General features: G+C 62.5%; 22 protein-coding genes. 15 read left to right on the top strand and 7 right to left on the bottom strand.

Going from position 1 to position 24,273, the window contains the following annotated elements:
* Positions 1 to 101 precede the first annotated feature (101 nt).
* Positions 102 to 911: a tRNA cyclic N6-threonylcarbamoyladenosine(37) synthase TcdA gene (tcdA, locus tag E2H86_RS06880; protein ID WP_133326044.1), complete on the top strand. Its 810-nt coding sequence runs from the start codon at positions 102 to 104 to the stop codon at positions 909 to 911.
* A 126-nt stretch (positions 912 to 1,037) separates the two neighbouring features.
* On the opposite strand, the gene E2H86_RS06875 is transcribed toward tcdA, so the two are convergent.
* From E2H86_RS06875 to E2H86_RS06860, 4 genes are all read right to left on the bottom strand, one after another.
* Complete coding sequence (locus tag E2H86_RS06875; protein ID WP_133326042.1) at positions 1,038 to 1,448, bottom strand: SufE family protein; 411 nt, start codon at positions 1,446 to 1,448, stop codon at positions 1,038 to 1,040.
* Positions 1,445 to 2,650, bottom strand: a complete 1,206-nt coding sequence (locus tag E2H86_RS06870) for a cysteine desulfurase (protein ID WP_133326040.1) — start codon at positions 2,648 to 2,650, stop codon at positions 1,445 to 1,447. The genes E2H86_RS06875 and E2H86_RS06870 overlap by 4 nt, the downstream gene beginning before the upstream one ends.
* 79 nt (positions 2,651 to 2,729) lie before the next feature.
* Positions 2,730 to 3,764 (bottom strand): 2,3,4,5-tetrahydropyridine-2,6-dicarboxylate N-succinyltransferase, encoded by a 1,035-nt coding sequence (dapD, locus tag E2H86_RS06865; protein ID WP_133326038.1) that lies wholly within the window; start codon positions 3,762 to 3,764, stop codon positions 2,730 to 2,732.
* Between the two features lie 42 nt (positions 3,765 to 3,806).
* Positions 3,807 to 4,154, bottom strand: coding sequence for an ArsC family reductase (locus tag E2H86_RS06860; protein ID WP_165976042.1), 348 nt, complete (start codon positions 4,152 to 4,154; stop codon positions 3,807 to 3,809).
* A gap of 481 nt (positions 4,155 to 4,635) precedes the next feature.
* Between E2H86_RS06860 and E2H86_RS06855 the strand changes: the two genes are divergently transcribed.
* A complete protein-coding gene (locus E2H86_RS06855; protein WP_133326034.1) occupies positions 4,636 to 6,282 on the top strand; it encodes a Na+/H+ antiporter in 1,647 nt (548 codons plus the stop codon).
* Between the two features lie 54 nt (positions 6,283 to 6,336).
* Here the strand turns inward: E2H86_RS06855 and dapC are convergent, their stop codons facing one another.
* Genes dapC through map form a run of 3 tightly spaced genes read right to left on the bottom strand, consistent with a single transcriptional unit; the run spans position 6,337 to position 11,088 of the window.
* Positions 6,337 to 7,533, bottom strand: a complete 1,197-nt coding sequence (gene dapC / locus E2H86_RS06850; protein WP_133326032.1) for a succinyldiaminopimelate transaminase — start codon at positions 7,531 to 7,533, stop codon at positions 6,337 to 6,339.
* 34 nt (positions 7,534 to 7,567) lie between these two features.
* On the bottom strand, positions 7,568 to 10,270 hold the full coding sequence (locus E2H86_RS06845) for a [protein-PII] uridylyltransferase (RefSeq protein ID WP_133326030.1): 2,703 nt from the start codon (positions 10,268 to 10,270) through the stop codon (positions 7,568 to 7,570).
* Positions 10,271 to 10,305: 35 nt separating this feature from the next.
* The gene (map, locus tag E2H86_RS06840) at positions 10,306 to 11,088 is read right to left on the bottom strand and encodes a type I methionyl aminopeptidase (RefSeq protein WP_133326028.1); all 783 of its coding nucleotides are present in this window, start codon (positions 11,086 to 11,088) and stop codon (positions 10,306 to 10,308) included.
* Positions 11,089 to 11,485: 397 nt separating this feature from the next.
* Between map and rpsB the strand changes: the two genes are divergently transcribed.
* The 13 genes from rpsB to lpxA all read left to right on the top strand — a co-directional run bounded on the left by rpsB (position 11,486) and on the right by lpxA (position 24,273).
* Positions 11,486 to 12,223: a 30S ribosomal protein S2 gene (gene rpsB / locus E2H86_RS06835; RefSeq protein ID WP_133326026.1), complete on the top strand. Its 738-nt coding sequence runs from the start codon at positions 11,486 to 11,488 to the stop codon at positions 12,221 to 12,223.
* A gap of 184 nt (positions 12,224 to 12,407) precedes the next feature.
* Positions 12,408 to 13,271, top strand: coding sequence for a translation elongation factor Ts (gene tsf, locus E2H86_RS06830; protein WP_133326024.1), 864 nt, complete (start codon positions 12,408 to 12,410; stop codon positions 13,269 to 13,271).
* Between the two features lie 180 nt (positions 13,272 to 13,451).
* Positions 13,452 to 14,195 (top strand): UMP kinase, encoded by a 744-nt coding sequence (gene pyrH / locus E2H86_RS06825; RefSeq protein ID WP_003252294.1) that lies wholly within the window; start codon positions 13,452 to 13,454, stop codon positions 14,193 to 14,195.
* Positions 14,192 to 14,749, top strand: a complete 558-nt coding sequence (gene frr / locus E2H86_RS06820; RefSeq protein WP_051097412.1) for a ribosome recycling factor — start codon at positions 14,192 to 14,194, stop codon at positions 14,747 to 14,749. The genes pyrH and frr overlap by 4 nt, the downstream gene beginning before the upstream one ends.
* 15 nt (positions 14,750 to 14,764) lie before the next feature.
* Positions 14,765 to 15,520: a polyprenyl diphosphate synthase gene (uppS, locus tag E2H86_RS06815; protein WP_133326022.1), complete on the top strand. Its 756-nt coding sequence runs from the start codon at positions 14,765 to 14,767 to the stop codon at positions 15,518 to 15,520.
* A complete protein-coding gene (locus E2H86_RS06810; RefSeq protein ID WP_133326020.1) occupies positions 15,520 to 16,335 on the top strand; it encodes a phosphatidate cytidylyltransferase in 816 nt (271 codons plus the stop codon). Before uppS ends, E2H86_RS06810 begins: the two co-directional genes overlap by 1 nt.
* Positions 16,332 to 17,522 carry a 1-deoxy-D-xylulose-5-phosphate reductoisomerase gene (ispC, locus tag E2H86_RS06805; protein WP_133326018.1) on the top strand — a complete coding sequence of 397 codons (1,191 nt, stop codon included), beginning with the start codon at positions 16,332 to 16,334 and terminating at the stop codon, positions 17,520 to 17,522. The genes E2H86_RS06810 and ispC overlap by 4 nt, the downstream gene beginning before the upstream one ends.
* 45 nt (positions 17,523 to 17,567) lie before the next feature.
* Complete coding sequence (rseP, locus tag E2H86_RS06800; protein WP_133326016.1) at positions 17,568 to 18,920, top strand: RIP metalloprotease RseP; 1,353 nt, start codon at positions 17,568 to 17,570, stop codon at positions 18,918 to 18,920.
* A 74-nt stretch (positions 18,921 to 18,994) separates the two neighbouring features.
* Entirely contained in the window at positions 18,995 to 21,343 is a 2,349-nt protein-coding gene (bamA, locus tag E2H86_RS06795; RefSeq protein ID WP_133326014.1) for an outer membrane protein assembly factor BamA, read from the top strand.
* Between the two features lie 42 nt (positions 21,344 to 21,385).
* Positions 21,386 to 21,889 carry an OmpH family outer membrane protein gene (locus E2H86_RS06790; protein ID WP_133326012.1) on the top strand — a complete coding sequence of 168 codons (504 nt, stop codon included), beginning with the start codon at positions 21,386 to 21,388 and terminating at the stop codon, positions 21,887 to 21,889.
* A gap of 1 nt (position 21,890) precedes the next feature.
* Complete coding sequence (lpxD, locus tag E2H86_RS06785) at positions 21,891 to 22,946, top strand: UDP-3-O-(3-hydroxymyristoyl)glucosamine N-acyltransferase (RefSeq protein WP_133326010.1); 1,056 nt, start codon at positions 21,891 to 21,893, stop codon at positions 22,944 to 22,946.
* A gap of 113 nt (positions 22,947 to 23,059) precedes the next feature.
* Positions 23,060 to 23,500, top strand: coding sequence for a 3-hydroxyacyl-ACP dehydratase FabZ (gene fabZ / locus E2H86_RS06780; protein WP_003252314.1), 441 nt, complete (start codon positions 23,060 to 23,062; stop codon positions 23,498 to 23,500).
* Positions 23,497 to 24,273, top strand: coding sequence for an acyl-ACP--UDP-N-acetylglucosamine O-acyltransferase (gene lpxA, locus E2H86_RS06775; protein WP_133326008.1), 777 nt, complete (start codon positions 23,497 to 23,499; stop codon positions 24,271 to 24,273). The genes fabZ and lpxA overlap by 4 nt, the downstream gene beginning before the upstream one ends.

Raw genomic sequence — 24,273 nt, 5'->3', positions numbered from 1 at the left:
ATTAAAGCAGGGTTAGTAGGCTCTTTCCTAACCATGGAGCTCACGGAGTGAGTGGCCTATAATGCGCGCCGGTTTTGAGGTATAGCGTCTGGGGTATCCGCATGAGCACAGAAGATCCACGATTTGCCGGCGTCGCTCGCTTGTATGGCGACGATGGCCTGCAACGCCTGCGCCAGGCCCACGTGGCAGTGGTCGGGGTTGGCGGGGTCGGCTCATGGGCAGCGGAAGCGCTGGCGCGCAGCGGCGTGGGCGAGATCACTCTGTTCGATCTGGACGATGTCTGCGTCAGCAACACCAATCGCCAGGCCCATGCGCTGGAAGGGCAAGTCGGGCGGGCCAAGGTCGATGTCATGGCCGAACGCCTGCGGGCGATCAACCCCGCTTGCACGGTGCATGCCGTGGCGGACTTCGTGACCCGCGAGACCATGGTCGATTACATCACCGAAAACCTCGATTGCGTCATCGACTGCATCGACAGCGTGATGGCCAAGGCTGCCCTGATCGCTTGGTGCCGGCGGCGCAAGATCGCGGTGGTTACCACCGGTGGTGCGGGCGGGCAGATCGACCCGACCCAGATCCAGATCGGCGACCTCAACAAGACCTTCAACGATCCTTTGGCCTCACGGGTGCGTTCGACCTTGCGTCGCGACTACAATTTCTCGCGCAACGTCAGCCGTAACTACGGCGTGCCCTGCGTATTCTCCAGCGAACAACTGCGCTATCCCAAAGGTGATGGCAGTGTGTGCCTGCAGAAGAGCTTCGTCGGCGAGGGTGTGCGCCTGGACTGTGCCGGCGGCTTTGGCGCAGTGATGATGGTGACCGCGACCTTCGGCATGGTGGCGGCCAGCAAGGCCGTGGAAAAGCTGGTGGCGGGGGCGCGGCGGCCGTCGGAGCGGGTCAAGCCTGAATAGTCGCGGCGGCTTCTTCGCGGGACAAGCCCGCTCCCACAGGTACGGCGCAGGCTTTGATTGCTGTGAAGATCCTGTAGTGGCGGCGGTTCGGCGCCCCGACTCGCCCGCGAAGGGCACACCGCCGACTCAACAGGAAGTCGCCAACTCAGCCATTCGCATCAGCACCGCATGCAACCCATTGCTGCGCGAGGGCGACAATTGGCGCTCCAGCCCAAGTTGGGTGAACCACTCGCGCAGATCCAGGCCAGCTAGTTCCGTCCTGGTCATCCCCTGCACCCGCACCAGCAACAACGCCAGCAAACCCCGTAACAACCGCGCATCGCTGGCAGCCTTGAACCGCCACTGGCCCTGGTGCTGCTGCGCCACCAACCACACCAGGCTCTCGCAGCCATGGACCCGGTTGGCCTCGACCTTGTCCGCCTCGCCGAGTGGCTCGAGACGCTCGCCCCACTGCATCAGCAGCCGCGCACGCTGCTCCCAGCCGCGTGCCTGCGCGAAGTTGACCAAGGCCTCCTGGGCCTCTGCCGGAAGGCTCATCGCAGTAGCTCCAGGCCCTGGTCGAGCGCATCGAAAAAGCGCTGCAGGTCGTCGCTGTCGTTGTACAGCGCCAGCGAAACCCGTATCGCGCCCTCCAGCCCCAGTCCTTTGAGCAATGGCATGGCGCAATGATGCCCGGCGCGCACGGCGATGCCTTGTTCAGTCAGGACGTGGGCGATGTCGGCATTGTGCACGCCGTCGATGACGAAGCTGGCCAGTGCCGTTTGCGGCGAGCCGAGCAGGCGTATGCCTTCGCGGTCGCCCAGGCCGCGCAGCAGGTGCTGGTGCAGGTTTGCCTCATGGGCCTGGACAGCCTGATGGTCGAGGCTGGCCAGGTAGTCGAGTGTGGGGCCCAGGCCAATCACCCCGGCGATCGGTGGAGTGCCAGCCTCGAAGCCCAGGGGCGCCGGGCGGAAGCTGGCGCCTTGGTAGTCGGCCAGTTGCACCATCTCGCCACCGAACTGCCAATGGCGCAGCAGCCCCAGCGCCTCGCGACGACCATACAGCACACCCACGCCCTCCGGGCCATACAGCTTGTGGCTGGAAAACACGTAGTAGTCGCAGCCCAACTGCATCACATCGGTACGTCCATGGACGATGCCCTGGGCGCCGTCGACCACGGTCAGCGCGCCTTGGGCACGGGCGTGGGCGAGCAGGGCCGGCAGCGGCTGCCAGGTGCCGAGCACGTTGGACAACTGGCTGACCGCCAGGACCCGGGTGCGTGGGCCGATCAGTTGCAGGGCCTGATCCAGATCGACGAGGCCGCGTGCATCGACTGGCAATACGACCAGGCGCAGGTTGCGTCGCTGCGCCAATTGCTGCCAGGGCAGCAGGTTGGCATGGTGCTCCAAGGCGCTGATGGCGATTTCGTCACCCGGCTCGAAACGGTACTCCAGGCCATAGGCCAGCAGGTTCAGCGCCGAAGTCGCGCCGTGGGTGAAGACGATCTGCTGGGATTCCGCGGCGTTGAGCCAAGCGGCTACCTTGTCGCGACTGGCCTCGAAGGCTTGGGTCGCCAGGGCGCCGGGCAGATGCTGAGCGCGGTGCACGTTCGCGGCGCCATGGCCGTAGTAGTGGCTCAGGGCATCGAGCAAGGCTTGAGGCTTCTGGGTGGTGGCGGCGCTGTCCAGGTAGGTCTGGTGCTGCCGTTGCAGGGCGGCAATGGCGGGGAAATCGGCACGCCAGGGAGAGGGCTGGAACATGTGAGCGGGGCCTGGAATGAAAAATCGGGTCTGACATGACATCAGACCCGATCTTATCACTTCGAACCGCGCAGGGTTCTCAGTTGTGAGCGTGCAGCGCTTCGTTCAGCTCAATGGCTGACTTGTGGGTCTTGCACTCCACGGCGCCGTTCAGCGAGTTGCGGCGGAACAGCAGGTCGGTCTGGCCGGCCAGGTCACGGGCCTTGACCACCTTGACCAGGACGTTGTTCTCGTCCAGCAGGTTCACTTTGGTACCGGCGGTGATGTACAGGCCGGCTTCCACGGTGTTGCGGTCGCCCAACGGGATGCCGATACCGGCGTTGGCACCGATCAGGCAGCCTTCGCCCACCTTGATGACGATGTTACCGCCGCCGGACAGGGTGCCCATGGTCGAGCAGCCGCCGCCCAGGTCCGACCCCTTGCCGACGAATACGCCAGCGGATACGCGGCCCTCGATCATGCCTGGGCCTTCGGTGCCAGCGTTAAAGTTGACGAAGCCTTCGTGCATGATGGTGGTGCCTTCGCCGATGTAGGCGCCCAGGCGCACACGGGCAGTGTCGGCGATACGCACGCCAGCCGGAACCACGTAGTCGGTCATTTTCGGGAACTTGTCGACCGAGAACACTTCGAGCAGTTCACCCTTGAGGCGGGCTTCCAATTGCAACTCGGCCAGTTCGCTCAGATCGACGGCACCCTGGTTGGTCCAGGCCACGTTCGGCAGCAGCGGGAAGATGCCGGCCAGGCTCACGCCGTGCGGCTTGACCAGGCGATGCGAGAGCAGGTGCAGCTTGAGATAGGCCTCAGGCGTCGAGGTCAGGGCTGCATCTTCGGCCAATACGGTGGCGACCAGCGGCTTGTGGCTTTCTGCCAGACGGGTCAGCAGGGCGGCCTGGGCGGCGTCGACGCCCTTGACGGCCTCGGCCAGCTGAGCGGCCTGGGCGTTGCTGAAGGTGATGGCCTGGTTGCCACCTTGGTAACCGAGGATCGGGGCAACGGCGGCCACCAGTTCGGCGCTCGGGTTGACCAGAGGCTGAGCGTAGAAGACTTCCAGCCAGGTGCCCTGGCGGTTCTGGGAGCCGACACCGAAGGCCAGGCTGAACAGAGTGTTGGACATAGGATTACCTCATGCGAAATAGGGGGTGGAACGTAGACCGGTTCAGGCCAGCGCGGCGGCGTACAGGTCGGGCTTGAAGCCGACCAGGGTGCGATTGCCGAGGTCGAGCACCGGGCGCTTGATCATCGACGGCTGGGCCAGCATCAGTTCAACGGCCTTGGCCTGGTCGAGATCGGCCTTGCTGGCGTCGTCTAGCTTGCGGAAGGTGGTGCCGGCACGATTGAGGATGACTTCCCAGCCGTGTTCGTCGCACCAGCGATTCAGGCTGTCGCGGTCGATGCCTTGGGTCTTGTAGTCGTGAAATTCGTAGCCGATGGCCTGGTCTTCGAGCCAGGTGCGGGCTTTTTTCATGGTATCGCAGGCTTTGATGCCGTAGAGCGTGTAGGTCATCGTGTTCATTGGGGAGGCGCCGCCCCAATCTCTCCGTTGCCGAATGTCAGTCGCGGGATTATGCGGGAACGATCCTCGCGGCGCCACGCTTGCAACGTCCTGTTTCCATCGAGGCACGGCTCAGGCGACCAGGCGCTGTACCGATCCGTTGACATCCTCCCCGCCCTGAAGGACGGGGATTGCTACAGGTAGACGGCCTTGCCCGACCGCGAGAATGTTCCTCGCCGCATTAATGAACGAAAAGCTTAACGTTATTCGTTAAGGTCGATTGTACGGTTATGTGCCTTGCTTGCCAGTCCGCGAGGGCAGATGCTTGCCAGCAGTCCTAGCCTGGCCATCAAGTATCATCATGTTACATATTTGCCCTCCACTTGCGACTATCGTGCAGCGGCCCCGTTTCGCCAGACGGCGCTAACATATTGTTTCAATGGCGATGTTTCGCCCCGCTGTCGTTCTAGATTCACAAAGGAAGCTTTCACGGATGCAGTCCGCCTATACCGTCCTCATCCTGCTGACGCTGGTAAGCCTCTCGAAACTGCTTGGCAGGGTGATACCGCTGCCGCTCCCCCTGGTGCAGATTGCCGCCGGTGCGCTGTTGGCCTGGCCGACCCTTGGTCTGCATGTCACCCTCAATCCCGAGCTGTTCCTGTTTCTGTTCTTGCCGCCGCTGCTGTTCGCTGACGGCTGGCGCATTCCCAAACGCGCGCTTTGGCGCATTCGAGGCCCGGTGGTGGCATTGGCCGTGGGCCTGGTGTTGTTCACCGTGGTAGGGGCGGGTTACTTCATCCATTGGCTGCTGCCGTCGATCCCGCTGGCGGTGGCCTTCGCCCTGGCGGCGGTGCTCTCGCCCACCGATGCCGTGGCAGTCTCGGCCATCGCTCAGGATCGACTGCCCACGCCGCTGATGCACATGCTGCAAGGCGAAGCGCTGATGAACGACGCTTCTGGCCTGGTCACCTTCAAGTTCGCCCTGGCTGCAGCCATCACCGGCGCGTTCTCGCTGGCCGATGCCAGTTTGAGCTTCGTGCTGGTGGCCCTTGGCGGTCTGGCGGTCGGGGTGGCCTTGAGCTGGCTGATCGGTCGCCTGCGTACCTGGATGATCGCCCGCGGCTGGGACGATCCGGCGACCCATGTGGTGTTCATGCTGCTGTTGCCGTTCGCCGCCTATGTGCTGGCCGAACGCCTGGGTGTGTCGGGAATTCTTTCGGCGGTGGCGGCAGGCATGATGCAGAGCTGGCTCGACCTGTTGCCGCGTCAGACCAGTACCCGACTGCTCAATCGCAGCGTCTGGGCGCTGCTGGAGTTCGCCTTCAATGGCCTGATCTTCCTGCTGCTGGGCCTGCAACTGCCAGACATCATCAAGGCTGTCGTCAGTCACGAAGCCACGCTGTGGCCAACCTTGGCCTGGCGTTGCCTGGACGTGGTGGCGATCTTCGGCGCACTGATCCTGTTGCGCTTCGTCTGGGTGCAGAGCATCTGGCGGGCCATTGGCGTGGTGCGCCGTTGGCGCGGCAAGCCGGAACTGGTGCTGGTGCCGACCATGCGTTCCTGCTGGTTGCTGACCTTGGGCGGCGTACGCGGTGCGGTCACCCTGGCAGGCGTGATGTCGGTGCCGCTGCTGATCGGCGCCGGCAAGGCCTTCCCTGAGCGTGATTTGCTCATATTCATTGCCGCCGGGGTGATCCTGCTGTCGTTGATCTGCGCCTGCATCGCCCTGCCTTTGCTGCTTCGTGGTGTGACCCGCAGTCCGGACGAGCGACTGCACCAGGAAGTGCAGGAAGCCTGGCGACGTACGGTAGAGGCGGCGATCCACGCCCTTGAGGCTGAAGAAGTCATCGATGCCAACGCGCCTCAGGATGCGGCCCAAGCCACCCTGGCGACCGAGCTCAAAGCGCGGCTGATGGCCGAATACCGAGCTGAACTGGACAGTTACAACGACACCGCCGAGGCGCGGGCACTGGCCGAACAAATGGACTTGCTGGAGCGTCGTTTGCGTCTGCGAGCGTTGCGGGCGCAGCGGCTGGAACTGTACAACCTGCACCGTCAGCACCAGGTCGGCGATGAGGTGGTGCGTCAGGTGCTGGGTGAGCTGGACATGAGCGAGGCCAACCTGGGGCCGGTCAAGTAGTTCTGACCGAGGCCATTCGCGGGCAAGCAGGGGCGCAACGCGCCCCCAGCCTGATCAGCGGCTCTGCAGGAACGTGCGAATCCGCTCCGCTGCCTCGATGCATTCGGCCAGTGGCGCGACCAGGGCCATGCGTACCCGCCCGGCGCCTGGGTTGACGCCGTCCACTTCGCGCGACAGGTACGAGCCTGGGACCACGGTCACGTGCTGCGCCTCGAACAGGTCGCGGGTGAAGTCGGCGTCGCTGCCTGGCACCTTGGCCCAGAGGTAGAAGCTACCGTCCGGGCGCTGCACGTCCATTACCGGCTGCAGAATGTCCAGTACGGCATCGTACTTGGCCCGGTACTGGTCACGGTTCTCGCGCACGTGGGCCTCGTCCTGCCAGGCGGCGATGCTGGCCAGCTGAGTTTGTACCGGCATGGCGCAACCGTGATAGGTGCGGTACAGCAGGAACGGCTTGATGATTTCGGCGTCGCCGGCCACGAAGCCCGAGCGTAGCCCTGGCAGGTTGGAGCGCTTGGACAGGCTGTGGAATACCACGCAGCGCTTGAAGTCGCTACGACCCAGCTCGGCGCAGGCGGTCAGCAGGCCGGGAGGTGGCGCGTCTTCGTCGAAGTACAGTTCGCTGTAGCACTCGTCGGCGGCGATCACGAAGTTGTGCTCGTCAGCCAGGGCGATCAGCTTCTTCAGCGTGTCCATCGGCACCAGGGCACCGGTGGGGTTGCCTGGCGAGCAGAGGAACAGGATCTGACAGCGCTTCCAGACATGCGCCGGCACGGCATCGAAGTCAGGATTGAAACCGTTGTTTTCCAGGCACGGCAGGTAGTGCGGGGTGGCTCCCGCCAGCAGGGCGGCACCTTCGTAGATCTGGTAGAACGGGTTGGGGCTGATCACCAGACCGTCATCGGCGCGGTTGACCACCGCCTGGGTGAAGGCGAACAGCGCCTCGCGAGTGCCATTGACCGGCAGCACGTGTCGATCGGCGTCCAACCAGCCGGCAGGCACACCGAAACGGCGCTCGCACCACTGGGCAATGGCCTGGCGCAAGGCTGGCAGGCCGATGGTGCTGGGGTAGACGGCCAGTTTATCGAGGTTGTCGGCCATGGCCTTGGCGACGAACGCCGGTGATTCGTGCTTAGGCTCGCCGATCGACAGAGCGATGGCGCGTTTACCCGCGGCAGGGGTGACACTGCCCAGCAGGGCACGGAGCTTCTCGAACGGGTAGGGCTGCAGCTGGGTCAAGGCATGGTTCATCGGCGCAAGGTCTCGTCAATCGTCTGTCTAATCGTTAAAAGGTCACGCGGGCGGGGCTGGCGTCGCTGCCCTGGCCGGCCTGCAACTGCTGGACGATGGCTTCCTGCAGGCGGCTGCACAATTGCGGGTCGGAAAGCGGCTGGTTGTCGGCATCGGTGATGAAGAACACGTCTTCCACGCGCTCGCCCAGGGTGGCGATCTTGGCATTTTGCAACGACAGGTCGAACTCCAGGAAGATCCGCCCGATGCGCGCCAGCAGGCCTGGGCGATCGGGGGCGGTGATCTCGAGGATGGTCACCGGCCGCTGTGCATCGTTGTGGATGGTCACCTGTGGGGCAAAGGTGAAATGCTTGAGCTGGCGTGGCACCCGGCGTTGGATGATGGTCGGGTAGTCCTCGGGGTTGCGCAGCGCTTCGGTCAGGCCGTCACGGATCTGCTGTACCCGCTGCGGGTTGTCGCCGATCGAGCCGCCATCGTTGTCGAGCACGATGTAGGTGTCGAGGGTGAACTGGCTGCTCGAGGTGATGATCCGCGCATCATGGATGTTCAGGTTCAGCTGTGACATCGCGGCTACGGTCACGGCAAAGAAGTCGTGCTGGTCGGGCGCATAGATGAAGATTTGCGTACCGCCTTCGAACTCGCGCTGTGTGGTTTCCTTGATCAGCACCAGCGGTCCGCCGTCAGATGGCTGCTGGAGGATCGCATCGCTGTGCCAGGCCACGTCGGCGGCGGTGTGCTTGAGGAAGTAGTCGTCCCCCAGTTGCGACCAGAGCTGTTCGACGTCGTCCGGATCGGTGCCTTCGCGAACGAGAATATCCAGCGCCGCACTTTGCGTCTGGCGGATCTGTTCTTCCCGGTCCAGCGGGTTTTCCAGGCCGCGGCGCAATGCGCGCTTGGTCTCGCTGTAGAGCTGGCGCAGCAGGCTGGCGCGCCAGGAGTTCCACAGGCTGGGGTTGGTGGCATTGATATCGGCCACGGTCAGCACGTAGAGGTAGTCCAGACGCGTCTCGTCACCGACGTGCAGGGCAAAGTCGTTGATGACTTGCGGGTCTGAGAGGTCTTTGCGCTGGGCGGTGGTGGACATCACCAGGTGGTTCTGCACCAGCCAGACGATCAGCCGCGAATCCCAGGCCGGCAACTGGTGGCGCTCGCAGAACTTCTGCGCGTCCACCGCCCCGAGCTCGGAGTGGTCGCCCTGGCGGCCCTTGCCGATGTCGTGGTACAGGCCGGCCAGGTAGATCAGCTCAGGCTTGGGCAGACGGCCCATGAGCTTGCTGGCCAGCGGGAATTTCTCGGACACCGGCGTGTACTGCAGCTTGCGCAGGTGCTTGATGAGATTGAGGGTGTGTGCGTCGACGGTATAGATGTGAAACAGGTCGTGCTGCATCTGTCCGACGATCAGGCCGAACTCCGGCAGGTAGCGGCCGAGGATGCCGTAGCGGTTCATCCTTCGCAGGTTGCGGTGGATGCCGACTTCGCACTTGAACAGTTCGATGAACAGGCTGGTGTTGCGGATGTCGTTGCGGAACGTTTCGTCGATCAGGTGCCTGTGCTCGCGCAACAGGCGCACGGTATCGGCGCGTACGCCCTTGATTTCCGGGTGCTGGGCCATCAGCACGAAGATTTCCAGCATGGCGAACGGGGTGCGTCTGAATACGTTCGGATTGACCGCCTCGATATAGCCGTCGTGTAGGCGGAAGCGGGCATTCAAGGGCTGGGTGGTGCCGCTGTCGTCGTCGGCGAGGATGACCTCCTCGAAGTGCTGGATGATCAGATCGCACAGCTGGCTGATGCTCATCACCACCCGGTAGTACTGCTGCATGAACTGTTCGATGGCGCGCTTGGGGTTCTCGTCGCTGTAGCCCAGCAACGCGGCGATGCTGCGCTGGTGATCGAACAGCAGACGGTCCTCGGCCCGTCCGGCCAGCATGTGCAGGGCGTAGCGCACCTTCCACAGGAAATCTTGGGACGAAGCCAGCAACTCGTTCTCGCTCTCCAGCAGGAAGCCTTCGCCGGCCAGGGCGTGCAGGTTCAAGGTGCCGTAGTGGCGACGGGCGACCCACAGCACTGTCTGGATGTCGCGAAGGCCGCCGGGGGAGCCCTTGACGTTGGGCTCGAGGTTGTACTCGGTGTCGTTGTATTTGTGGTGGCGCGCCTTGAGTTCGGCGCGCTTGGCCAGGAAAAACTCCCGGCTTGGCCACATGTTGGCGGTGCTGGTCACCTCCAGCATGCGCTGGCGCAGGGCTTCGGGGCCGGCGATGGTGCGGCTTTCCATCAGGTTGGTGATCACCGTCAGGTCGGCACGGGCCTGCTCGGCGCATTCATCGACGGTGCGCACGCTCTGGCCGACTTCCAGGCCGATGTCCCAGAGCAAGGTCAGGAAGCGCTCTATTGCGTCGCGGTATTGCTCATGCTCGGCGGCGTCGAGCAGGATCAGCAGGTCGATGTCCGAATGCGGGTGCAACTCGCCGCGACCGTAGCCGCCGACGGCTACCAGGGCGATATCGCTGCAGTCGCCCCAGTCGAACTGCTTCCAGGCCTGTTGCAGGATGTTGTCGACGAGCCAGGCGCGATCCTCGACCAGTCCGCGGATCTCGCGGCCTTCGCGAAAACGCCTGTCGAGCACCTCGCCTGCCTGGCGGATGGCCTTCTTGAAGGCGGCGATGGGGCTCGCCTTGAGGGCCAGTTCCGCCTGGAACTGGCCGCGGTCGAACAGCTCGGAATCCACCTGGGGCATGCTGTCGCGTTCCTGTCGTAGAGTGGCCGGGTAGGTCAGGCCGAAGTGCGCGGGATGGTGTCGTCCTTGCGCAGGGTGAAGATCTCATAGCCGGTAGCGGTCACCACCAGGGTGTGTTCCCACTGGGCCGAGAGCTTGCGGTCCTTGGTGATGGCGGTCCAGCCGTCGCCCAGCACCTTGGTGTCGGCCTTGCCCTGGTTGATCATCGGTTCGATGGTGAAGGTCATGCCTTCCTTGAGTTCCATGCCGGTGCCGGCCTTGCCGTAGTGGAGAATCTGCGGCTCTTCGTGGAACACCTTGCCGATGCCGTGGCCGCAGAACTCGCGCACCACCGAGAAACCGTTCTTCTCGGCGTGCTTCTGGATCACTTCGCCGATGTCGCCCAGGCGGCAGCCCGGCTTGACCAGCTCGATGGCCTTGTACATGCACTCCTGGGTGACCTTGGACAGGCGCTCGGCCCAGGCCGGTACGGTGCCGACGTGGAACATGCGGCTGGTGTCGCCGTGGTAGCCATCCTTGATGACGGTGACGTCGATGTTCAACGTATCGCCATCCTTGAGCGGCTTTTCACCGGGAATGCCGTGGCAGACCACGTGGTTGACCGACGTGCAGATGGACTTGGGGAAGCCCTTGTAGTTGAGCGGCGCCGGAATGGCCTGTTGGACGTTGACGATGTAGTCGTGGCACAGGCGGTCGAGTTCTTCGGTGGTAACGCCGGGCTTGACGTGTTCCTCGATCATTTCCAGCACTTCGGCGGCCAGGCGGCCGGCGATGCGCATCTTCTCGATGTCTTCTGCGGTCTTGATGGTAACGGTCATTGCAGGCTCTCTACGGCGCCATCTTGGGCGCGAAAAAACGGGAAAGGCCATATTCTATCAGAGCTGCAAGCTGCAAGCTGCAAGCTGCAAGCTGCAAGCTGCAAGTGGATGCTGCAAGCTGCAAGCTGCAAGTGGATGCTGCAAGTGGATGCTGCAAGTGGATGCTTTTTCTGGCTGCTTGTCGCTTGCTGCTTGCGGCTGCTCTAACTGGGTTCCGTTTGCCTGCGGTCTGTGGTATAACATGCGCCGCTTTCGGGGGAGGTCCCCGGGAGCTCAAACCCACACACGTGTCGACACGATGGCCTGGGTGCCCCGTTTACCTTCGAACCTCGGTTCGGGAGCGTGGGTTGGTCATTGGGATACGTGGAGGCCCAACCCGACTTATCAAGGAACTATCATGTCCCAAGTCAACATGCGCGATATGCTGAAGGCCGGTGTGCACTTCGGCCACCAGACCCGTTACTGGAACCCGAAAATGGGCAAGTTCATTTTCGGCGCGCGTAACAAGATCCACATCATCAACCTGGAAAAAACCCTGCCGATGTTCAACGACGCCCTGGCGTTCGTAGAGCGCCTGGCTCAGGGCAAGAACAAGATCCTGTTCGTCGGCACCAAGCGTTCCGCTGGCAAGATCGTCGCCGAGCAAGCTGCTCGCGCAGGTTCGCCATACGTTGATCACCGTTGGTTGGGCGGCATGCTGACCAACTACAAAACCATCCGCGCCTCGATCAAGCGTCTGCGCGACCTGGAAACCCAGGCCGAAGATGGCACCTTTGCCAAGCTGACCAAGAAAGAAGCCCTGATGCGTTCGCGCGATCTGGAAAAACTGGATCGTAGCCTGGGTGGTATCAAGGACATGGGCGGCCTGCCTGATGCCCTGTTCGTGATCGACGTCGACCACGAGCGCATTGCCATCACCGAAGCCAACAAGCTGGGCATCCCGGTCATCGGCGTTGTCGATACCAACAGCAGCCCAGAAGGCGTTGACTACGTGATCCCAGGTAACGACGACGCCATCCGCGCCATCGAGCTGTACATGACTTCGATGGCTGACGCCATCATCCGCGGCCGCAACAACGTTGCCGGCGGCACCGAAGTCTACGCTGAAGAAGCGGCTGCACCTGCTGCCGAGTAATAGACGCTAGCGTCTACTTGGCACGCGAAAAGGGGGCTTTGCCCCCTTTTTGCCACCTTGAAATCCTGCTGTCAGCCATGGCCCGGCATCATGCTCGGGTTGATGTAACAGCAGCGATTTGCAGAATTTAACGCCCGTGAAGAGCGGGTGGAATGGTTGAAAAACTTTCCAAGAGGATTTTGAAATGGCAGCAATTACTGCAGCGCTGGTCAAAGAACTGCGCGAGCGTACCGGCGAAGGCATGATGGATTGCAAGAAGGCCCTGGAAAAGGCCGGCGGCGACATCGAAAAAGCCATTGACGACATGCGTGCCTCGGGCGCCATCAAGGCCGCCAAAAAGGCTGGCAACGTAGCCGCCGAAGGCGCCATCGCAGTCAAGACCGACGGCAAGTCGGCCGTCCTGCTGGAAGTCAACTCGCAGACCGACTTCCTGGCCCTGCAAGACGACTTCAAGAACTTCGTCGCCGAAAGCCTCGAAGAAGCCTTCGCCCAGAAGCTGACCGACGCTGCTCCGCTGATCGCCTCGCGTGAAGCTGCTCGTGAAGCCCTGGTCGCCAAGTGCGGCGAAAACGTCAACATCCGTCGTCTGGTACGTGTCGAGGGCGACGTTGTCGGCGCCTACCTGCACGGCAACAAGATCGGTGCTGCCGTCGTTCTGAAAGGCGGTGACGTCGAGCTGGCCAAGAACATCGCCATGCACGTTGCGGCTTCGAACCCAGAGTTCCTGGATGCCTCGGAAATTTCCCCAGAGGCCATCGAGCGCGAGAAGAACGTCTTCCTGCAGCTGAACGCCGACAAGATCGCTGGCAAGCCGGAAAACATCGTTGAGAACATGATCAACGGCCGTATCGCCAAGTTCAAAGCCGAAGCTTCGCTGAAAGAGCAAGCTTTCGTCATGGATCCGGAAGTCAAGGTTGGCGCGCTGGCCAAGAAAGCCGGTGCTGAAATCGTTTCCTTCACCTACTTCAAGGTTGGCGAAGGCATCGAGAAGCCAGTCGACGACTTCGCTGCTGAAGTTGCCGCTCAGGTCGCTGCTGCCAAGCAGTAAGACAGCCCCGTCTGTCGCCCCAAAGAGGCTGCCCGCTCACGCGCGCAGCCTCTTTGTCAAAACGGAGAAGGGTTTATCCGGCTCATCTCCGCTGGCACCGAAGCGGTGCCACGCTACAGTTAGCAGGCTGTAAACAGCCCGCACGAATTTTCTAAAAGTACGCCGCAGGAGAGACTCGCAATGGCTCAGCAGGTGAGTGGTCGCCAACCTCGCTATAAACGCATTTTGCTCAAACTTAGCGGCGAGGCCCTGATGGGCTCGGAAGACTTCGGGATCGACCCGAAGGTGCTGGATCGCATGGCCCTTGAAGTCGGCCAGTTGGTGGGGATCGGTGTCCAGGTCGGTCTGGTGATCGGTGGTGGCAACCTGTTCCGCGGTGCCGCACTCAGCGCAGCCGGCATGGATCGCGTCACCGGCGACCACATGGGCATGCTCGCCACCGTGATGAACGGCCTGGCCATGCGCGATGCGCTTGAGCGCTCGAACATCCCGGCCCTGGTGATGTCGGCCATTTCCATGGTGGGCGTGACCGACCATTACGATCGTCGCAAAGCTATTCGCCACCTCAACTCCGGGGATGTGGTAATTTTCTCCGCCGGTACCGGCAATCCGTTCTTCACCACCGACTCCGCGGCCTGCCTGCGCGCCATCGAAATCGATGCCGACGTGGTGCTGAAGGCGACCAAGGTCGATGGTGTGTACACTGCCGATCCATTCAAGGACCCGCACGCCGAGAAGTTCGATCACCTGACCTACGATGAGGTGCTGGATCGCAAGCTCGGCGTCATGGACCTGACCGCAATCTGCTTGTGCCGTGACCACAAGATGCCATTGCGGGTATTCAACATGAACAAGCCTGGCGCCCTGCTGAACATCGTGGTCGGTGGCGCTGAAGGTACTCTGATCGAGGAAGGCCAAGCATGATCAACGACATCAAGAAAGACGCCCAGGAGCGCATGGGCAAGTCCATCGAGGCCCTGGCGCGCAACCTGGCGGCGATCCGCACCGGTCGCGCCCACCCAAGCATCCTGGACAGCGTCAAGGTCCCGGCATGGGGTAGCGAGATGCCGCTGAACCAGGTAGCCGCGATCACCGTCGAAGACGCCCGCACCCTGAAGATCGTCGCCCACGACAAGAATCTCAGCGCGGCCATCGAAAAGGCCATCCTGACCTCGGACCTGGGTCTGAACCCGTCCAGCGCCGGTACCACCATCCGTGTACCGATGCCGGCCCTCACCGAGGAAACCCGCAAGGGCTACACCAAGCAGGCCAGTGGGGTTGCCGAAGACGCCAAGGTCGCGGTGCGCAACGTGCGTCGTGATGCCCTGGCCGATCTGAAGAAGCTGACCAAGGACAAGGAAATCAGCGAAGACGAAGAGCGTCGCGCTGCTGACGAGATCCAGAAGCTGACCGACAAGTATGTCGCCGAGGTCGATGCTGCGTTCAAAGCCAAGGAAAAGGACCTGATGGCCGTCTGAGGCCGAGGTTTTTTAATGGAAAAGACCAAGCTGGCGGCACCTTCATCGGTGCCGCGTCACGTCGCGATCATCATGGATGGCAACAATCGCTGGGCGAAGAAGCGCCTTTTGCCCGGCGTCGCCGGGCACAAGGCCGGCGTCGATGCGGTGCGTGCAGTCATCGAGGTGTGCGCCGAGGCCGGGGTCGAGGTACTGACCCTGTTCGCCTTCTCCAGTGAGAACTGGCAGCGTCCGGCCGATGAGGTCGGTGCCCTGATGGAGCTGTTCTTCTCGGCCTTGCGTCGCGAGGCCAAGCGTCTCAACGAGAACAGGATCAGCCTGCGTATCATCGGTGATCGTTCGCGTTTCCATCCTGAGCTGCAGGCCGCCATGCGCGAAGCCGAAGCGCTGACCGCAGGCAACAATCGCTTCATCCTGCAGATCGCCGCCAACTACGGTGGTCAATGGGATATCGCCCAGGCCGCCCAGCGCCTGGCGCGTGAAGTGCAGGCCGGGCATCTGCGTCCGGACGACATCACGCCTGGATTGTTGCAGACCTGCCTGGCAACCGGCGAGCTGCCATTGCCTGACCTGTGCATTCGTACCGGTGGCGAACACCGCATCAGCAACTTCCTGCTGTGGCAGTTAGCCTATGCCGAGCTGTATTTCTCCGACCTTTTCTGGCCGGACTTCAAACACGAGGCCATGCGCAACGCCCTGGCCGATTTCGCTTCGCGCCAGCGCCGCTTCGGTAAGACCAGCGAGCAGGTCGAGGCTGGAGCTCGTGCTTAATGCTTAAACAACGCATCATTACCGCGCTGATTCTGCTGCCGATCGCAGTGGGTGGATTCTTCCTGCTCAACGGTGGGGATTTCGCCCTGTTCATCGGTTTCGTCGTGACACTGGGTGCCTGGGAGTGGGCGCGCCTGGCTGGGTTGATGGCCCAGCCGCTGCGCATTGCTTATGCCGCTGTCGTCGCCGGGGCGCTGATGTTGCTGTACATCCTCCCAGAGCTGGCCCCCTGGGTGCTGGGGGCGTCGGTGATCTGGTGGGCCGTGGCGACCTGGCTGGTGCTGACGTTCCCTCGTACCAGTGAGTTGTGGGCCAGTGCCGCCTGCCGACTGCTGATCGGCCTGTTGGTGTTGCTGCCTGCCTGGCAGGGGCTGTTGCTGCTCAAGCACTGGCCGTTGGGCAACTGGCTGATCCTCTCGGTCATGGTGCTGGTATGGTCCGCCGACATCGGTGCTTACTTCTCCGGGCGCAAGTTCGGCAAGCGCAAGCTGGCACCCCAGGTCAGCCCAGGCAAGAGCTGGGAAGGCTTATATGGCGGTCTTGCGTTGAGCCTGCTGATCACCCTGGTGGTCGGCCTGAACCGTGATTGGGGCTTCGGCCAGATCCTCCTGGGTCTGCTGGGCGCGGCGCTGGTGGTCATGTCCTCGGTGGTGGGTGACCTGACCGAGAGCATGTTCAAGCGCCGTTCCGGTATCAAGGACAGCAGCAATCTGTTGCCGGGTCATGGTGGCGTGCTCGATCGCATCGACAGCCTGACCGCGGCCATTCCGCTGTTCGCCGTGCTGCTGTGGGCTGCCGAATGGGGTGTGATGTGAGTGCAGTGCAGCGCATCACCGTATTGGGCGCCACCGGTTCGATCGGCCTCAGCACGCTGGACGTGATTGCCCGTCACCCTGATCGATATGAAGTGTTCGCCCTCAGCGGCTATTCGCGCATCGACGAGTTGCTCGCCCTGTGCCTGCGTCATCGCCCGGCGTTCGCCGTGGTGCCGGCGGCCGAGCAGGCCGCGCGCCTGCGTGACGGCCTGACCGGCGCCGGTTGCACCACCGAGGTGCTGGTGGGCGAGGCGGGGTTGTGTCAGGTAGCTGCGGCCGCCGAGGTGGATGCCGTGATGGCGGCCATCGTCGGTGCCGCCGGCCTGCGCCCGACCTTGGCTGCGGTGGAAGCCGGCAAGAAAGTGTTGCTGGCCAACAAGGAAGCCCTGGTCATGTCCGGCGCGCTGTTCATGGAGGCGGTGCGGCGCAGTGGTGCCGTGCTGTTACCGATCGACAGCGAGCACAATGCGATCTTCCAGTGCCTGCCCGGCGACTACGCCCGTGGTCTCGGCCAGGTGGGCGTGAGGCGCATTCTGTTGACCGCCTCGGGTGGGCCGTTTCGCGAAACGTCCCAGGCTGCGCTGGTGGATGTCACGCCCGAGCAGGCCTGCGCTCATCCGAACTGGTCGATGGGCCGCAAGATCTCGGTGGACTCGGCCAGCATGATGAACAAGGGCCTGGAACTGATCGAGGCCTGCTGGTTGTTCGATGCGGCGCCTGCCAAGGTCGAGGTAGTGGTGCATCCGCAGAGCGTCATCCACTCCCTGGTCGATTATGTGGATGGTTCGGTGCTGGCCCAGTTGGGCAATCCGGACATGCGTACCCCCATCGCCAACGCCCTGGCATGGCCTGAACGGATCGATTCGGGAGTGGCTCCGCTTGACCTGTTCGCCATCGCTCGCCTGGACTTCCAGGCCCCCGACGAACAGCGCTTCCCCTGCCTGCGTCTGGCGCGGCAGGCTGCCGAGGCTGGTAACAGCGCCCCGGCGGTACTCAATGCGGCAAACGAAGTCGCCGTGGAGGCGTTTCTCCAGCGGCGTATCCGCTTCCCGGAAATCGCGGGTATGATCGAACAGGTGCTCGACCAGGAACCGGTGGTGGCGCTGCCTACGCTGGATGCGGTGTTCGCCGCCGACCAGCGGGCCCGGGAGCTGTCCCGGGAATGGCTGAGGCGTCACGGCCGCTGATGCCGTTGGCCTCCAGGTTCCGCTGAACGTCATTCGGAGATAGACATGACTGCGCTCTACATGATTATCGGCACCCTGGTGGCCCTGGGTGTTCTGGTCACTTTCCACGAGTTCGGCCACTTCTGGGTGGCGCGCCGCTGTGGGGTCAAGGTGCTGCGCTTCTCGGTCGGCTTCGGCACTCCCTTGCTGCGCTGGCACGACAAGCACGGCACCGAGTTCGTGGTGGCGGCTATTCCTCTGGGCGGTTACGTGAAGATGCTCGACGAGCGCGAGGGCGAGGTGCCGCCGGCGTTGGTCGAGCAGGCCTTCAATCGCAAGTCGGTGCGCCAGCGTATCGCTATCGTCGCGGCGGGGCCGATCGCCAACTTCCTTCTGGCGATCCTGTTCTTCTGGGTCCTGGCCATGCTCGGGACTCAGCAGGTCCGTCCGGTGGTCGGTGCAGTCGAGCCGGGCAGCCTGGCTGCGTCGGCCGGTCTGGTGGCCGGCCAGGAGATCGTCTCCATCGATGGCGAGCCGACCAGTGGTTGGTCGGCGGTCAACCTGCAGTTGGTTCGTCGTTTGGGCGAGAGCGGCACCCTGCAGGTCGGTGTGCGTGACGACGGCGCCAGCGCCGAACATCAGTTGCAGATCAAACTCGATGCCTGGCTCAAGGGGGCTGACGAGCCTGATCCGATTCAATCCCTTGGTGTGCGCCCGTGGCGTCCTTCGGTTGCGCCGGTGCTCGCCGAGATCGCGCCCAAGAGCCCGGCAGCGGCTGCGGGGCTGCAAGTCGGCGATACGTTGCTGGCCCTCGATGGTGTCGCGGTGGGGGACTGGCAGCAGTGGGTGGACGCCGTGCGCGCTCGCCCGGAAACAAAGGTCACCTTGCGGGTCGAGCGCGACGGTGCGCAGTTGGAGGTGCCGGTGACCTTGGCTCGTCACGGCGAGGGCAAGTCCTCCGGAGGCTATCTGGGTGCGGGCGTCAAAGCTGCGCAATGGCCGGCCGACATGCTCCGTGAGGTCAGCTATGGGCCGCTGGATGCGGTAGGCCAAGGCCTGTCGCGAACCTGGAACATGAGCGTGCTCACCCTCGACTCGCTGAAGAAAATGCTGTTCGGGGAGCTCTCGGTAAAAAACTTGAGTGGACCGATAACCATTGCTAAAGTGGCGGGCGCTTCAGCCCAGTCCGGCGTGGGGGATTTCCTGAATTTCCTGGCCTACCTGAGCATAAGCCTGGGGGTTCTTAACCTGCTGCCCATCCCCGTGTTGGATGGGGGGCATTTGCTGTTCTACCTGGTCGAGTGGGCGCGCGGTCGCCCGTTGTCGGATCGGGTGCAAGGTTGGGGGGTCCAGATCGGTATCAGTTTGGTCATAGGGGTGATGTTGCTCGCCCTGATCAACGATCTGGGTCGACTATAAAAGCTTCGCTCAATTGCGAACCTGCCGCCTTTTTGCGGCAGGTTGTTTATTGCCAGTTGGAATAAAAGGACTTCATGAAACGTCTGCTGCTAACTGCGGTCATGTCCGCACTGATGATCGCTGAAGTTCACGCCGAGTCCTTCACCATCTCCGATATCCGAGTCAACGGCCTGCAGCGGGTGTCCGCCGGCAGCGTCTTTGGCGCCTTGCCCCTGAACGTGGGTGATCAGGCCGATGATCGGCGCCTGGTGGAGTCGACCCGTTCGCTGTTCAAGACCGGCTTCTTCCAGGACATCCAGCTGGACCGTGACGGCAACGTCCTGATCATCAACGTGGTCGAGCGCCCCTCGGTGTCCGGTATCGAGATCGAAGGCAACAAGGCGATCAGCACCGAAGACCTGATGAAGGGCTTGAAACAGTCGGGCCTGGCCGAAGGCGAGATCTTCCAGCGGGCCACCCTCGAAGGCGTGCGTAACGAGCTGCAGCGCCAGTACGTGGCCCAGGGCCGCTACTCGGCCGAGGTCGATGCCGAGGTGGTGCCACAGCCGCGCAACCGGGTGGCGCTGAAGATCAAGATCAACGAAGGCACCGTCGCTGCCATCCAGCACATCAACATCGTCGGCAACAACGTGTTCGACGACGAGACCCTGGGGCAGCTGTTCGAACTGCACACCACCAACTGGCTGTCGTTCTTCAAGAACGACGACAAGTATGCCCGCGAGAAACTCTCCGGCGACCTGGAGCGCCTGCGTTCCTACTACCTGGACCGCGGTTACATCAACATGGACATCGCGTCCACCCAGGTATCGATCACCCCGGACAAGAAACACGTCTACATCACCGTCAACATCAACGAAGGCGAGAAGTACACCGTCCGCGACGTGAAGCTCTCCGGCGACCTCAAAGTGCCGGAAGACCAGGTCAAGTCGCTGCTGCTGGTGCAGCCAGGCCAGGTGTTCTCGCGCAAGGTGATGACCTCGACCTCCGACCTGATCACCCGCCGCCTGGGTAACGAAGGTTATACCTTCGCCAACGTCAACGGCGTGCCTCAGGCCAACGACGAAGACCACACCGTCGACATCATGTTCGTGGTCGACCCGGGCAAGCGTGCCTACGTCAACCGCATCAACTACCGCGGCAACACCAAGACCGAAGACGAAGTGCTGCGTCGCGAGATGCGCCAGATGGAAGGTGGCTGGGCTTCGACCTACCTGATCGACCAGTCCAAGACCCGTCTCGAGCGTCTGGGCTTCTTCAAGGAAGTCAACGTCGAGACGCCGCCGGTGCCTGGCACCGACGACCAGGTCGACGTCAACTACAGCGTCGAGGAACAGGCGTCCGGCTCGATCACCGCCAGCGTCGGTTTCGCCCAGAGCGCCGGTCTGATCCTCGGTGGCTCGATCAGCCAGAGCAACTTCCTCGGTACCGGTAACAAGGTGTCCATCGGCCTGACCCGTTCGGAATACCAGACCCGTTACAACTTCGGCTACGTCGATCCCTACTTCACCGCCGATGGTGTGAGCCTGGGCTACAACGCCTTCTACCGCAGCACCGACTACGATGACCTCGACGTCGACGTGGCCAGCTATGCGGTGGACAGCCTGGGTGCAGGCGTCAGCCTGGGCTACCCGATCAGCGAAACCTCGCGCCTGACCTACGGCTTGAGCGTGCAGCAGGACAAGATCAAGACCGGTAAGTACACCGTCGACGAGATCTTCGACTTCCTGGACGAAGAGGGCGACAACTTCCTCAACTTCAAGGCATCCATCGGCTGGTCCGAGTCCACCCTGAACAAAGGCGTACTGGCGACCCGGGGTCATTCCCAGAGCCTGACCCTGGAGTCCACCATTCCGGGCAGCGACCTGTCGTTCTACAAGCTCGACTACCGCGGCCAGCTGTTCCAGCCGATCAACAACGACTACACCCTGCGCCTGCACACCGAGTTGGGCTATGGTGATGGTTTCGGTGGCACTTCCGGCCTGCCGTTCTACGAGAACTACTATGCGGGTGGTTTCAACTCCGTACGTGGCTTCAAGGACAGCAGCCTGGGCCCACGCAGTACGCCGAGCGATGGTACACGGGACGGCACCGTTCGTGACCCGGACCAGGATCCGCTGCCGTTCGGTGGCAACGTGCTGGTCCAGGGTGGTGTAGAGCTGTTGTTCCCACTGCCATTCGTCAAGGATCAGCGTTCGCTGCGCACTTCCGTGTTCTGGGACGTGGGTAACGTCTTCGACACCAATTGCGGTAGCAAGCCGGACTGCGAGAAGGTCGGTTTCTCGGGCATGGCCAGCTCGGTGGGCCTGGGCGTAACCTGGATCACCGCACTCGGCCCGCTGAGCTTCAGCTTGGCGATGCCGGTGAAGAAGCCGGACGACGCCGATACCCAGGTGTTCCAATTCTCTCTGGGCCAGACCTTCTAAGGTCGGCCCTTGCTCAAACAACGGTTTATCCAGGAGTGCATCGTGCGTAAGTTGACCCAATTGGCCCTCGTGGCTGCGGCGCTGGTCGCCACCCCGGCTTTCGCTGAAATGAAGGTTGCCGTACTGAACTATCAGATGGCCCTGCTCGAATCCGACGCGGCCAAGAAGTACGCCGTCGATGCCGAGAAGAAGTTCGGCCCGCAGCTGACCAAGCTCAAAACCCTGGAAAGCAGCGCCAAAGGCATCCAGGACCGTCTGATCAAGGGTGGTGACAAGATGCAGCAACAGGAGCGTGAGCGCCTGGAGCTCGAATTCAAGCAGAAGGCACGCGACTTCCAGTTCCAGTCCAAGGAGCTGAACGAAGCCAAGGCCGTCGCCGATCGTGACATGCTCAAGCAGCTCAAGCCCAAGCTGGACGGTGCTGTCGAGGAAGTGATCAAAAAGGGCGGCTACGACCTGGTCCTCGAGCGCGGTGCGGTCATCGATGTCAAACCTCAGTACGACATCACCCGCCAAGTCATCGAGCGCATGAACCAAGCGCGTTGATATGACCGTGACCATGACACTCGGCCAGCTGGCCGAGGCGCTCGGCGCCACCCTCCAGGGCGCCGAGGCCGTGCAGATTACCGGGCTGGCGACCTTGCAAGAGGCCGGCCCCGGTCAATTGAGCTTTCTCGCCAATCCGCAGTACCGCAAGTACCTGGAGCACAGCCAGGCTGCAGCGGTGTTGCTGAAGGCGGCGGATGCCGAAGGCTTCGCCGGTAACGCTCTGATCGTCGCTGACCCTTACCTGGCGTATGCGCGCATTTCGCACCTGTTCGATCCCAAACCCAAGGCTGTGGCGGGTATTCATCCCAGCGCCGTGGTGGCGGAGGATGCCCAGGTCGATGCCAGTGCCTGCATCGGGCCCTTCGTGGTCATCGAAAGCGGCGCACGCATCGGGGCCAATGTCACCCTGGGTGCCCACTGCGTGATCGGTGCCCGCAGCGTGATCGGCGAAGGTGGCTGGCTGGCGCCGCGGGTGACGCTGTATCACGATGTGACCATCGGCAAGCGCGTGGTGATCCAATCCGGGGCAGTGATCGGCGGTGAAGGTTTCGGCTTTGCCAACGAAAAGGGCGTGTGGCAGAAGATCGCCCAGATCGGTGGGGTGACCATCGGTGATGACGTGGAAATCGGCGTCAACACCGCTGTCGACCGCGGCGCCTTGTCCGATACCCGCATCGGCGATGGCGTCAAGCTCGACAACCAGATCCAGATCGCACACAACGTGCAGATCGGCGATCACACCGCCATGGCGGCCTGCGTCGGGATCTCTGGCAGCGCGCGCATTGGCAAGCACTGCATGCTCGCCGGCGGCGTCGGCCTGGTGGGGCATATCGATATTTGCGACAACGTGTTCGTTTCCGGGATGACCATGGTGACCCGTTCGATTACCGAACCGGGCTCCTATTCTTCCGGTACAGCCATGCAGCCTCTGGCTGACTGGCGCAAGAGTGCCGCGCGTATCCGCCAGCTGGATGACATGGCTAAACGTCTGCAACAGCTGGAAAAACGCGTCGCTACCGTGACCTCAGGTGGCCAGCCGGCATCAGAAGGCTGATACCATTTCCTGAGCAAGAGTGAACAGTCGCTAGCTGGCTCCTCTTTGGATTGCAAAAGGAGCGTGCGGTCAGCCCCTGCGCTCCCTATTCTTATTACAGGCTTCCCCCCGAAATGATGGACATCAACGAGATTCGCGAATACCTGCCTCACCGCTACCCGTTCCTGCTGGTAGATCGCGTGACGGATCTGGACTTCGAGGCCCAGAGCATTCGTGCCTACAAGAATGTCAGCATCAACGAGCCGTTCTTCAATGGCCATTTCCCGGCGCATCCGATCATGCCGGGCGTTCTTATCATCGAGGCCATGGCCCAGGCGGCCGGCATCCTCGGTTTCAAGATGCTCGACGCCAAGCCGGCAGATGGCACGCTGTATTACTTCGTCGGGTCCGACAAGCTGCGTTTCCGCCAGCCGGTGCTGCCGGGTGACCAGTTGGTGCTCGAAGCCAAGTTCCTCAGCCGCAAGAGCATGATCTGGAAGTTCGAGTGCCGTGCGCTGGTCGACGGCAAGCCGGTTTGCTCGGCGGAGATCACCTGCGCGGAACGCTCCCTATGAATTCGATCGACCCTCGGGCGATCATCGATCCGTCGGCCAAGCTGGCCGACGGCGTCGAAGTCGGCCCCTGGTCCATCGTCGGTCCCGATGTCGAGATCGGCGAAGGTACGGTCATCGGCCCGCACGTGGTGCTCAAGGGTCCGACCCGTATCGGCAAGCACAATCGCATCTACCAGTTCTCGTCGATCGGCGAAGACACCCCTGACCTCAAGTACAAGGGTGAGCCTACTCGCCTGGTGATCGGCGATCACAACGTGATTCGCGAAGGCGTGACCATTCATCGCGGCACCATCCAGGACCGCGCCGAAACCACCCTGGGCGATCACAACCTGGTCATGGCCTATGCCCACATCGGCCATGACAGCGTGATCGGCAATCACTGCATCCTGGTCAACAACACCGCCTTGGCCGGCCACGTCCACGTCGGCGACTGGGCTATCCTGTCCGGCTACACGCTGGTGCACCAGTACTGTCATATCGGCGCCCATGCGTTTTCCGGTATGGGCACGGCCATCGGCAAAGATGTACCGGCGTTCGTCACGGTCTTCGGCAGCCCGGCCGAAGCGCGCAGCATGAACTTCGAAGGCATGCGCCGTCGCGGCTTCAGCGATGAAGTGATCCACGCCTTGCGCCGCTCCTACAAGATCGTCTATCGCCAGGGCCTGACCGTGGAAGACGCGCTTAAAGAGCTTGACGAGTTGGCCGGACAATTCTCCGAAGTCGAGCTGTTCCGCCAGTCGATTCTGACCTCTGCCCGCGGCATCACTCGCTGA

The organism is Pseudomonas putida (assembly GCF_004357765.1).
Classification (GTDB): Bacteria; Pseudomonadota; Gammaproteobacteria; order Pseudomonadales; family Pseudomonadaceae; genus Aquipseudomonas; species Aquipseudomonas putida_U.
The sequence above is the reverse complement of the archived record's forward strand: the minus strand, read 5'-3'. Positions and strand labels throughout refer to the sequence as shown.

What these genes read in the sequence shown, in the direction of transcription:
- fabZ (WP_003252314.1), top strand. Translation starts at nt 23,060, where the DNA reads ATGATGGACATCAACGAGATTCGCGAATACCTGCCTCACCGCTACCCG.
- map (WP_133326028.1), bottom strand. Translation starts at nt 11,088, where the DNA reads ATGACCGTTACCATCAAGACCGCAGAAGACATCGAGAAGATGCGCATC.
- E2H86_RS06870 (WP_133326040.1), bottom strand. Translation starts at nt 2,650, where the DNA reads ATGTTCCAGCCCTCTCCCTGGCGTGCCGATTTCCCCGCCATTGCCGCC.
- pyrH (WP_003252294.1), top strand. Translation starts at nt 13,452, where the DNA reads ATGGCTCAGCAGGTGAGTGGTCGCCAACCTCGCTATAAACGCATTTTG.
- rseP (WP_133326016.1), top strand. Translation starts at nt 17,568, where the DNA reads ATGACTGCGCTCTACATGATTATCGGCACCCTGGTGGCCCTGGGTGTT.
- rpsB (WP_133326026.1), top strand. Translation starts at nt 11,486, where the DNA reads ATGTCCCAAGTCAACATGCGCGATATGCTGAAGGCCGGTGTGCACTTC.
- lpxA (WP_133326008.1), top strand. Translation starts at nt 23,497, where the DNA reads ATGAATTCGATCGACCCTCGGGCGATCATCGATCCGTCGGCCAAGCTG.
- uppS (WP_133326022.1), top strand. Translation starts at nt 14,765, where the DNA reads ATGGAAAAGACCAAGCTGGCGGCACCTTCATCGGTGCCGCGTCACGTC.
- E2H86_RS06810 (WP_133326020.1), top strand. Translation starts at nt 15,520, where the DNA reads ATGCTTAAACAACGCATCATTACCGCGCTGATTCTGCTGCCGATCGCA.
- bamA (WP_133326014.1), top strand. Translation starts at nt 18,995, where the DNA reads ATGAAACGTCTGCTGCTAACTGCGGTCATGTCCGCACTGATGATCGCT.
- E2H86_RS06845 (WP_133326030.1), bottom strand. Translation starts at nt 10,270, where the DNA reads ATGCCCCAGGTGGATTCCGAGCTGTTCGACCGCGGCCAGTTCCAGGCG.
- tsf (WP_133326024.1), top strand. Translation starts at nt 12,408, where the DNA reads ATGGCAGCAATTACTGCAGCGCTGGTCAAAGAACTGCGCGAGCGTACC.
- dapD (WP_133326038.1), bottom strand. Translation starts at nt 3,764, where the DNA reads ATGTCCAACACTCTGTTCAGCCTGGCCTTCGGTGTCGGCTCCCAGAAC.
- E2H86_RS06860 (WP_165976042.1), bottom strand. Translation starts at nt 4,154, where the DNA reads ATGACCTACACGCTCTACGGCATCAAAGCCTGCGATACCATGAAAAAA.
- dapC (WP_133326032.1), bottom strand. Translation starts at nt 7,533, where the DNA reads ATGAACCATGCCTTGACCCAGCTGCAGCCCTACCCGTTCGAGAAGCTC.
- E2H86_RS06855 (WP_133326034.1), top strand. Translation starts at nt 4,636, where the DNA reads ATGCAGTCCGCCTATACCGTCCTCATCCTGCTGACGCTGGTAAGCCTC.
- tcdA (WP_133326044.1), top strand. Translation starts at nt 102, where the DNA reads ATGAGCACAGAAGATCCACGATTTGCCGGCGTCGCTCGCTTGTATGGC.
- E2H86_RS06875 (WP_133326042.1), bottom strand. Translation starts at nt 1,448, where the DNA reads ATGAGCCTTCCGGCAGAGGCCCAGGAGGCCTTGGTCAACTTCGCGCAG.
- frr (WP_051097412.1), top strand. Translation starts at nt 14,192, where the DNA reads ATGATCAACGACATCAAGAAAGACGCCCAGGAGCGCATGGGCAAGTCC.
- lpxD (WP_133326010.1), top strand. Translation starts at nt 21,891, where the DNA reads ATGACCGTGACCATGACACTCGGCCAGCTGGCCGAGGCGCTCGGCGCC.